This is a genomic window from Pseudoalteromonas atlantica (genome assembly GCA_007988745.1).
Lineage (GTDB): Bacteria > Pseudomonadota > Gammaproteobacteria > Enterobacterales > Alteromonadaceae > Pseudoalteromonas > Pseudoalteromonas atlantica.
This window is the reverse complement of sequence record BJUT01000086.1, coordinates 1-9,637: the sequence shown is the minus strand read 5'-3', so window position 1 is coordinate 9,637 and position 9,637 is coordinate 1. Positions and strand designations below refer to the sequence as shown.

Annotated in this window: 12 protein-coding genes and 1 pseudogene; 5 read left to right on the top strand and 8 right to left on the bottom strand. The window is 39.8% G+C overall.

The annotated features are described in order from the left end of the window. Nucleotides 1-128: 128 nt before the first annotated feature. The gene (grxB, locus tag PAT01_RS19395) at nt 129-761 is read left to right on the top strand and encodes a glutaredoxin 2 (protein ID WP_064385171.1); all 633 of its coding nucleotides are present in this window, start codon (nt 129-131) and stop codon (nt 759-761) included. Nucleotides 762-1,025: 264 nt separating this feature from the next. Continuing rightward, nucleotides 1,026-1,610: a class I SAM-dependent methyltransferase gene (locus tag PAT01_RS19390; RefSeq protein WP_154946023.1), complete on the top strand. Its 585-nt coding sequence runs from the start codon at nt 1,026-1,028 to the stop codon at nt 1,608-1,610. 52 nt (nt 1,611-1,662) lie between these two features. Here the strand turns inward: PAT01_RS19390 and PAT01_RS19385 are convergent, their stop codons facing one another. The 4 genes from PAT01_RS19385 to PAT01_RS19370 form a co-directional block, all read right to left on the bottom strand. Beyond that, nucleotides 1,663-2,316: a nitroreductase family protein gene (locus PAT01_RS19385; RefSeq protein WP_154946022.1), complete on the bottom strand. Its 654-nt coding sequence runs from the start codon at nt 2,314-2,316 to the stop codon at nt 1,663-1,665. 75 nt (nt 2,317-2,391) lie between these two features. Next, nucleotides 2,392-3,183, bottom strand: a complete 792-nt coding sequence (locus PAT01_RS19380; protein WP_154946021.1) for a glycine betaine ABC transporter substrate-binding protein — start codon at nt 3,181-3,183, stop codon at nt 2,392-2,394. After that, complete coding sequence (locus PAT01_RS19375; protein WP_154946020.1) at nt 3,180-3,734, bottom strand: thioredoxin family protein; 555 nt, start codon at nt 3,732-3,734, stop codon at nt 3,180-3,182. The genes PAT01_RS19380 and PAT01_RS19375 overlap by 4 nt, the downstream gene beginning before the upstream one ends. A 51-nt stretch (nt 3,735-3,785) precedes the next feature. After that, the gene (locus PAT01_RS19370) at nt 3,786-4,892 is read right to left on the bottom strand and encodes an L-dopachrome tautomerase-related protein (RefSeq protein WP_154946019.1); all 1,107 of its coding nucleotides are present in this window, start codon (nt 4,890-4,892) and stop codon (nt 3,786-3,788) included. Between the two features lie 456 nt (nt 4,893-5,348). Between PAT01_RS19370 and PAT01_RS19365 the strand changes: the two genes are divergently transcribed. From PAT01_RS19365 to PAT01_RS19355, 3 genes are all read left to right on the top strand, one after another. Beyond that, nucleotides 5,349-6,284 (top strand): LysR family transcriptional regulator, encoded by a 936-nt coding sequence (locus tag PAT01_RS19365; RefSeq protein WP_055255044.1) that lies wholly within the window; start codon nt 5,349-5,351, stop codon nt 6,282-6,284. Between the two features lie 13 nt (nt 6,285-6,297). Beyond that, nucleotides 6,298-6,456 carry a VOC family protein gene (locus tag PAT01_RS19360; protein ID WP_004589679.1) on the top strand — a complete coding sequence of 53 codons (159 nt, stop codon included), beginning with the start codon at nt 6,298-6,300 and terminating at the stop codon, nt 6,454-6,456. Between the two features lie 183 nt (nt 6,457-6,639). After that, the gene (locus tag PAT01_RS19355; protein WP_223230616.1) at nt 6,640-6,804 is read left to right on the top strand and encodes a hypothetical protein; all 165 of its coding nucleotides are present in this window, start codon (nt 6,640-6,642) and stop codon (nt 6,802-6,804) included. A gap of 45 nt (nt 6,805-6,849) precedes the next feature. Here PAT01_RS19355 and PAT01_RS19350 read toward each other — a convergent pair whose 3' ends face one another. From PAT01_RS19350 to PAT01_RS19340, 4 genes and pseudogenes are all read right to left on the bottom strand, one after another. Next, nucleotides 6,850-7,740: a dienelactone hydrolase family protein gene (locus PAT01_RS19350; protein WP_154946018.1), complete on the bottom strand. Its 891-nt coding sequence runs from the start codon at nt 7,738-7,740 to the stop codon at nt 6,850-6,852. A 105-nt stretch (nt 7,741-7,845) separates the two neighbouring features. Beyond that, the gene (locus PAT01_RS20305; RefSeq protein WP_318299774.1) at nt 7,846-8,265 is read right to left on the bottom strand and encodes a hypothetical protein; all 420 of its coding nucleotides are present in this window, start codon (nt 8,263-8,265) and stop codon (nt 7,846-7,848) included. Between the two features lie 72 nt (nt 8,266-8,337). After that, complete coding sequence (locus PAT01_RS20300) at nt 8,338-8,802, bottom strand: hypothetical protein (protein WP_318299773.1); 465 nt, start codon at nt 8,800-8,802, stop codon at nt 8,338-8,340. A gap of 417 nt (nt 8,803-9,219) precedes the next feature. Beyond that, nucleotides 9,220-9,501 (bottom strand): annotated as a pseudogene (locus tag PAT01_RS19340) (SulP family inorganic anion transporter); the annotation flags it as partial. Between the last annotated feature and the right edge of the window lie 136 nt (nt 9,502-9,637).

Below are 9,637 nucleotides of genomic sequence, written 5' to 3'. Positions count from 1 at the left end.
ACTGGTATTAAAGCGTGATTATCAATTTTTACAAGATAAAGTTTCAACCTAAATGCGGTTTTTCTGCGCTGACTATTTGGGTATCTTACGGCCATAGGTACTTAACCCGCTTTAGGCTTTAATTAATTATGAAACTATACAGTTACTCTCATTGTCCTTTTTGTGCGCGTGTTAAATATGTAGCAGGCAAATTAGGCATTAAGCTTGATGACGTTGTACTTGATTACGACGACACTGAAACACCAACAAAACTAATTGGTAAAAAAATGGTACCTATTCTTGAAATGGATGACGGCACTGTTATGAGTGAAAGTAACGAAATTATTAGCCTGTTTATTGAACTTGCTGGTTCTAGCGAATCAAACAAGCCAACGCAAGGGGCTATTGAGTGGCAAGGTGGCTCGTTTGCGCCTTTATTGCAAATTGGTTTGCCGCGCTGGCCATTACTTGATTTAAAAGAGTTTAAAACAGAATCTAGCCGCATAGCGTGGGAAGATAACAAGCAATCGACAGAGCTTAACTTTGTAAACCTAATAGCATCAACTCCTGAGATCGTTTTACAAGTAAATGAATTTTTAATTGGCACCGAAAAACAGCTCAATATTAATAATGGTAAAACGTCATTAAGCTTGCTTGATAGCGCTATTTATTTTTCTATATTACGCGGTTTATATTGCGAGCCAACCATTACCTGGCCAGAGCAATTAAACCAATGGATGAACTATCAGGCATTAGAATCTCATGTGCCGTTATTAAGATAGCGAATACTGAAAAAGTTTTAACAGCCAGTACGACTCCCTTCGTATTGCCTTCTTTTGGCCGGTGACCTCGTCACTGGCTTTTTTTATTTAGCTCTGAAAATCACCCCTTTTAATCCAGCACTTAGCAGTGTGCGTGAGCATGGCTGAGTAGTATATTAACAACATTAAAAAATTAGTTACCTATTTACACTACATATTATTAGTGGAATTATTTATCAGGCTTATTCAACGCTATGAATACGCAAAATAATACCAGGAGCTATTATGTGGGATGAAAGGTATAACACTCAGCAATACGCTTATGGCAAACAGCCAAACGATTTTTTAGCTGAGCACTATAAGCAATTACCTAAAGGCAATGTTATTAGCTTAGCCGAAGGTGAGGGGCGAAATGCGGTATTTTTAGCAAAAATGGGTTACAGCGTTACCGCGGTTGATGGCTCAAAAGTAGGGCTTGAAAAAGCGGCAAAGCTTGCCAAAGAGCACAACGTAAACATTGAGCTCGTACACGCCGATTTAGCGAAGTTTGATTTTGGAAAAGAAAAATGGGATGCAGTAGTGTCTATTTATTGCCCTTTACCAAGTGCCTTGCGTTCAGCGGTATATAAGCGCGCTGTTAAAGGTTTAAAGCCAGGTGGGGTGTTTTTACTTGAGGCCTATACGCCTAAGCAAGTAAATTATAATACCGGAGGCGGCCCAAGTGTCGATACTAAAACCTCAAAAAGCGACTTACAAGATGACTTAACCGAGCTTAGCTTTATACATTTAGAAGAATTAAAGCGAGAAGTGTTTGAAGGCACATACCACACGGGTTTAGCGTCGGTACTGCAAGCTATTGCTAAAAAATAAAATGAATATAAAAGCTTAGCACTCATTGGCGCTAAGCTTTTTTAATAGGTTTTTATAAAACCTGAATAACTTGCTCTTTTGCTAAGCGAGATTTAGGTAACTTAGCGTTATAATCTTCAGTGTCATCGTGGTAACCAAGTACCAATGCTACATCACAAATATAGCCATCGAGCTCTTGTTCAAACACTTCACCAATAAGGTGTGCATCTACACCTTCCATAGGTGTTGAATCAACGCCTAAGCGTGCTGCGGCGTGCATTGTGTTACCAAGGGCAATGTAAGTTTGCGCCTTGGTCCACATTGCATTGTTGCCTTGCTCATCGGTATTCATATCAACAAAAGCAAACGCACCAAATGCTTGTTCGCGGTTTTCACTTTGAGTACGGCCATTTTTAATGTCTGCATCAATGACTTGTGCGTAATCATCACGTTTATATTTAGGGTTGTAAGCAAATAAAATAACGTGTGATGCAGTTTTAATATGCGGCTGATTAAATTGAAATTTATTAGCAAACGTAGAGTGCATACGCTCTTTAGCTTCGTCTGACTCAATAACAATAAATTTCCACGGCTGCGAGTTAATCGATGAAGGAGAAAGACGCATAGCTTCGTAAATTACATCTAGATCATCTTGAGGAATACGCTTGGTTGTGTAGCGTTTAGTTGTATAACGTTTTTCTAAATCATTAATAATTGGATGGGTCATGGTTATCTCCGTTAAGTGGCTATTTTAGCCAAGTAGTATCTATATTGAGCCTTTTTAAAAAAAACAAAGCACAAATTACTTTTTAATTGGATTGTTATTAAGCCAATTACGCGTTACGTCATCGAGTGGTTGTAAGTTTTTGCATACTTTATAGTCAAGCTCGGCAATGATCTCATTTGAAAAGCGTAATTTATCAAGGGTGTTTAACTGTGCTTGGTTAAACAGCGCTTGTTTATCTTCACGTAGGAGTAAAACAGCTCTATCAACAACGCCAAGTAACCCTTGTGGTTCTTTAAGCTCACGTATTGTGTGCTTGTAATGCAAAAATTGTGGTTTCCATAACGGCACTACGCACCAGGTTTGGGTGGCGACGGCGTTTTCAAACGCGCTAAAACAGTCATGCTCTGTGCCGGTTAAAAACTCATACCCTGCGCTCGTCAGCCCATATTCTTTCATCATATTAATAGAAAAACGGGTAATACCAGCACCGGCATTAATGCCCTGAATTGTTTTTTGCATTTTTGAAACCACATCTGGCTTTAGCAAATCACTAATTTCGTTTACTGCACTTTGCGGTACGTAATCTGGTACGCCCCAGTGTGCATAAGGCTCATAATGTAAGCCAAGCTCAACGAGTGGCATAACTTGTTCAACATCGGCTTTATAAACACCGTGGCTTGAAGGCAGCCATGCTGAGGCGAGTAAATCTACTTCACCAGATTTAAGGTTTTTAAAGTTATCTTGATGCGGTGCATAAATACGCTCAACGTTAAAGCCCATATCAGTTAAAACATGGCTCACTAAAGAGGCCGTAACATGGTGAAACGATAAATCGGTTACGCCCAATTTTAAATGTACTGTACTCATAATGAATTACTCCATTTTATAGAGCAGCCCATGCTGGGTGTTTGCTGCGCAGGACCTTTGCCTGTGGCCGCAATTTGGCGCATGGCATTAACTAACTCAGGAGTGCGATGTGCATCGTCATTCATTTTTGCATCGTCTAAGCGGCCACGGTATTGCAGTGCCCCATGTTTATTGAAACCAAAAAAATCAGGCGTGCAAACCGCGCCATACTGTTTGCCTACGCGTTGGTTTTCATCAACAAGGTAGGGAAACAAAAAGCCGTGCTGCTTAGCAAATTTTTCCATATTAGCTGGGGAGTCAGCAGGGACGCTTTTATAGTCGTTCGACATAATAGCTAACACATTTATACCTTCGTTTATTAATAACGCGGTATCTTCGCTTAAGCGCCTTGCAATACGTTGCACATAAGGGCAATGGTTACAAATAAACATGATTAACAAGGCGTTTTCGCCTAGGTTGTCGGCTAAGGTAAAAGGCTCACCTTGCGGGGTTTTTAACGTAAAGTTGGGCGCTTGCCAGCCAAAGTCACAAATAGGGGTATCGAGTAACATAACTTACTCCTAAAAAGCCAGCGGGTATGGCTGGCTTATAAAAATAATTAATTATTTTTGATTAAAGCGAAAACGCGTTAATACGTAAGGTGGTTTTGCATTACCAAAGCCTTGGCTAAATGCAGGGTGCTGGTGGAGCTGATCTTGGGTTACATAAATCCAACCATTGCTCACTGCTAGGCTATCAGGCCATGATAATCGTTTGTCTTGAACAATTATTTCGTAGTGGCCTTTAGTCGTTAAGCCAATGGCATTGTTTTCAAGGTCGGTTACTAAAATACCGCCACCTGGCGCGTAGGTCATGCCATCGCTTGGGTTTTTAGGGCCAAACACTTCAATGCTTTTTGCTTTTTTAGCATCTGAATACGTGCTATCAGCGAGCGTTTTTGCCGGAATACGGTAAACGCTTGTGCCTGTAAATGCGCCAAAGTATACCCATTCATTTTTATCATCAATGGTAATTGGGTTTAAACCAAAACGTAGGTTTGTTGTTTCACCTTTTGCTGATTTAGACGCAACAGGAGAGGCTTCGATGACAATATCGCGTTCCTCTGGCATTAGCTTAGCATTGCCCTCAAGTACACGCGTTGATTCGCCGGTTTTTAAATCAACAACAATAAACGCAGGTTTAGTGGCGCCCATAAAGTTACCAAAAGACATATCGGCAATGTAAATTTTGTCGTTACGTTCATCAATAACAAAGTCTTGTAAAAACGAGTTATCAAGTACAGCGTCTTTATTTAATTCAATGGTATTAACTAAGGTATTGGCAACGCTGTCCCAGGCTATAAGTTTTGGGGCTACTTGCTCGCTGCCCATGTCTAAAATCCACACCACACCTTTGCTGTCGCTATGCACGCCAATTACGGCTGCAAGGCCTACTTTGCCAAGCTCGGGGCCGTCAGCCCAATCTTCGTTAGGGAAAGGTTGTTGATCACCGTTTGCCATAATTTCAACTACTCGCGTTTTTGGTGCATCAAGCGGGTGCATGCTTACAATCATTCGCCCTGCAGGTGTTATAGTTATACCTGCGCCGCGATATTTATTAAAAGTAGTCACCGTTTCAAGGGGGCCAACGTCTGCTGCATAGGCGCTTGAAAAAGCACTTGCGGCTAATGACAGGGTTGCTATTGCTAAGGTGGTTTTTAATCGTTTCATACTGTGATACCCGTTATGCTAAAAAATAGAGTAAAGCGATTTAAATAGCCTAAATGACTTCGCTTGCGTTGAGGTGAATAATAGGTGAGAATTTTTACGCGATAAACAGGGTAATGATTGAATCTTTATCAAATAATATTAGTTAATTGAAAAAGCGAGCGATTGCTTTAAACAAATTTTCTTTTTAAACATACTATTACTGCCCAAAAGCTGGGTTTACTAATAAACGCCTTAAAGATTGTCCTAATTTAATAAATAGTGGTTAGTGACTAGCTGTTGGGTACAGTGTAATATTTGCCTTTATATTGATAAACCGCGCAATAGATAAGCATTGTCAAATATAAATAGACAATAAATCACTTTTTGATTGCTCAATACACTGTAAGCAAACCTAAAGCGCTTAATTTTGCCAAAAATAATAATTAAATTATTAAGTTGATAATGGATTAAAACACAATGCTTTTAGAAGACTTACAGGTAATTTTAAAAGTGGCAGAGTTTAAAAGTATTACTGCTGCAGCATCAAATTTAGATATGCGCACCGCCACAGCAAGTGCTGCTGTTAAAAGGGTAGAGCAGGCTTTAGGTTTTGAACTATTTATACGCACCACTCGCCATTTAAGGCTTTCTGCAGCCGGCGAGCGTTACATTCCGCAATGCCAGCAAGCATTGGCAATGCTTGAACAAGCCAAAAATACACTTAAAAGCGATGACGATATAATTGATGGTGAGCTGCGTATTGCGCTTTCTTCTGATTTAGGGCGCAACATTGTGATCCCCTGGCTTGACGAGTTCATGCAAACCCACACTCAGCTCAGCTTGCGCGCCAATATAAGCGACAGTAATATCGACTTTTATCGTGACTCGGTCGACATTGCACTGCGTTATGGTAAACCTAACGATGCCAGCATGTACGGTTTTAAAATTTGCGATGTACCGCGTATTTTATGCGCAGCACAAAGCTACCTTGATACACATGGCACGCCAGCTCATCCACATGATTTAACAGAACATAAAGGGCTGTTTTATCAACTGCAAGATATAATTAAAGATGTATGGGTATTTAGCGATGCCAGCGAAGAGTTTAAAGTAAAATTGCACGGTGGCCATGCGGCTAACGATGGCGATTTAGTAAGGCGCTGGTGTGTGTCGGGCAAGGGGCTGGCGGTTAAATCGTGCTTAGATATGTCTAATGAATTACTTGCCGGTAATGTCATAAGTGTTATGCCAAACTTTAAACCCACGCCTACAGAGCTTTGGTTGGTGTGCCCAAGTAGGCAGTCAATCACTCCGGCGGTGCGCTTACTTCGCGATGCCTTTAGAGAAAAAAGCGCCGGTATTTTAAAAGCCCTTATTGCAAAAGGGATTATTGATAAAAGCGTGCTTGGCTAATGAAGGACTGATAATGCAAGTTGATGATATTAGAGTGTTTGTGCCGTGTAAAAATTATCAGCAATCGTGCGACTTTTATCAGGCGCTTGGCTTTACTATTGAGCCTGCATCAGCTGATTTAAGTATTGCAACATCAGGTGAATGTAGTTTGTTTTTATACCAATCGTGTTAAGTTATTAGGCATTTATAGCGACAGATAAATAGCGTGATAACAAGGCATAGATATCGACATGTAGTTGTTCTACATAAGAAATTTATAACGCTGTTAGCGCTCTATTTAGCACGCTAGAATGATTAAATATTTAAGTCGATTGGTATTAATCGTTACTACAACCAAGAATTTGCTGAAAATTTAATGCTGCAAGTGTGTGTATTAAATATATACGAAGCCTTTAACACTATTAGTAAGTTAACTCACTTTGATATTCGCTTTGAAGGGATAAAACAAGAGCCGTGGGGTAAAGTGATTTATTTATGGGGACCATCTGGTGAGCTTTTACACATTACAGAGCTCAATTAACTTAAAAAATGCCACCCATTTTAAGCTGGTGGCATTACCTTATTATTAACTTAGTTTTTCATTAAAAAACGCTAAGGTACGCTGCCAAGCAAGTTCTGCTTTTTGCTCATCATAACGCCCAGTAGAGTCGTTATGAAAACCATGATTAGCGCCTTCGTACATGTGCATAATGTACTCAACATTGTTAGCTTTTAAGCTTTTTTCATAATCAGGCCATGTAGCGTTAACGCGTTTATCAAGCTCAGCTAATTGAATCATTAAAGGCGCTTTTATATTTTTGTGCAGTGACTCACTGGCAGGAGTACCATAAAAAGGCACGCCCGCGCTCAATAAGTCACTCTCAACCGCCGCTAAGTAATTAACAATGTAACCACCAAAACAAAAGCCCACAGCTCCCAGTTTGCCGTTACTATTCGAATGATTTTTTAAAAAGTGAGCCCCAGCTACAAAATCGTTTTGAATTTTAGCTTTGTCCATGGTTTTTTGCATGGCGCGGCCTTCATCGTCATTGCCCGGGTAGCCACCAAGCGCAAAGAGTGCGTCGGGTGCAAAGGCAATAAAGCCTTTTTTGGCTAAGCGCCTGGCTACATCTTTAATATATGGGTTTAAACCACGGTTTTCGTGAATAACTAATACAACCGGCAGTTTACCTTCAATTTTGCTAGGTACAGCTAAGTAGCCTTTGCCTTTACCATGCCCGTTTGGCGAATCAAATTCTTCGTAGGTGGCTTTAATATCATCATCGTTAAATGATACTTGCTCTGCAAACGCATAATTAGGTAACAGGGCACTGGTTAGTACGCTCATTGAAAAACCAAGTGCAGCTAACCCACCTAGTTTTTTCATAAATGTACGTCGGTCCATTAAACCGTGGGCGTATTCGTCGTACCAATCAAAGGCTTCTTGCGGGATATGATCTGATTGCGGGGTATTCATGGCTGCTCCTTCCATTATTATTAGTTATGTATTGTTATTTATTACCATAACGTATTAGGGATAAAAAACGAGCAATATTTTTCTCAATTATTAGGACTGTTGAAGTTATCCATCAAGCAAGGAAAGGAGCACATTCCTTTGTTGTGTGGAAATTAAAGAAACCATTTCAATATGATTTAAATCTTTTACCTCATACATGCTCACTTTTGAGTTGTTAAGAGTAAGCAACCTATTATATGGACTCACTTTGTCTGCATTACTTGAAAAGATGTAAGTTTGCCTAGCATGCGGGGTCTTATTTAGATTATTTAATATGTCGAGTTTAGTAAGAGGTACTTCACTTTTTTCAATTATCTTAGCCGCGACTTCATTTAAATAATCATCGCCTAATAGTTTGCTATAAATAGGGTGTGATAAGTTAGCAATTGTGGTTAGTGCGGCCTCAAAATTAATCATTGGGGCATAAAGTATATGCTTACTAATGTTCAGCTTAGATGCCAACTCAACTCCCGCAATTGCGCCCATTGAGTAACTAATTAAGGAAATATCAGTGTAGTTTTCTTTATTTACATAATTGACTAACACATCAAGCGAGTTTCAACCAAATCTAAACTTCTCGTATTGATTACTTGCAGGCATCACTATCACATTTTTTCCAGTGACATGGCTAAGCCATCTTGCTTGCATGGTGTAAATTAAGCTATCTACGCCATACCCCGGAAAGATGATTAAAAGCCCGCTATTATGGTTGTTTGGTAAATTATCTGAAGTAAGTTGGTATTCAAAAACCTCATCTTCAGTGCTTCCTTCAACAATCAAACTTAACGAAAGTGTATTACCATCGAGTAGGTAGCTTTCGATATCCTTAGGTGAGATAAACCTAAAATCAAGACAATCTACTTCGCTGCTACAGTAATGGGTTTGTACTCCAGATAAAGCGATAGAGCTCTCAAATTCTTTAGGGAGAACTTTCTGCGGAGGCTTAGTTATTTGATAAGCAATATAGCTCTGGCACCCACTTAAAAAAATAACTAAAGAAATAATCAGTATGTATAAGCGCATTAAAGTCCCTTTAATTTTCAAGCTAAAATTTTTTTATTAATTAATGCCTGACTTCCCTTCATCTACGCCTATCAAAAAGCCGAGCCCCACAAATGCGAACGATATAGCAATGAAGCCAAATAGCATTAAGTTACGGTTATTCTCTTTAAACCAAGAGTGGTTAACACAGCAAAAACAATAAATAGAATAAATTGTACAAGTGGCATAGTTACATCCTTTTATGCGTGGGTGTCCATATACGTGCCTAACTTACCAGCTTAAAATAATTTAAACAATTGACTTAAAAATAAAAAGCTCGGGAAATTCCGAGCTTTTTTAGTGAGTTACCTAAGTGACGTGTTACGCCATAGCGTCGTTGGCTACAGGGTATTTAGGGTCTTCAACAATGTTAACCTCAACTAAATCACCGGCTTTTTGTAATACCACGGCGGCCAACAAGTACTCGAGCCCAAACATAATAATAATGGCGGTGGTGACTACAGCCATAGAGCCAGCAGCACCCGAAATCATACCAGGGCGGCCGCCAAACACGGCGGTAATAAAGCCAACAAAAAACGAGCCATATAGTCCCATCATTGGGTCAATTCCCGCTACAAAGGTAAACGCAACGGCTTCGGGAATGAGCGTAAGCACAGCGGTTAAGCCGGCTAATACATCATTTTTTAAATTAGCGCTGCGTTTGCTTATTAAATCAAACATAGGGTTCCTTAGGGTGCATAAATAAACTAGATGCCATAGCGCTTTAAGCGGATAGCAGTATGTTTAGGTGTTTTAAATTTACGTGTATAGGGCGTGTTGATTTTTGCGGATTGAGATTTGTTCAATCTAGGGGCGA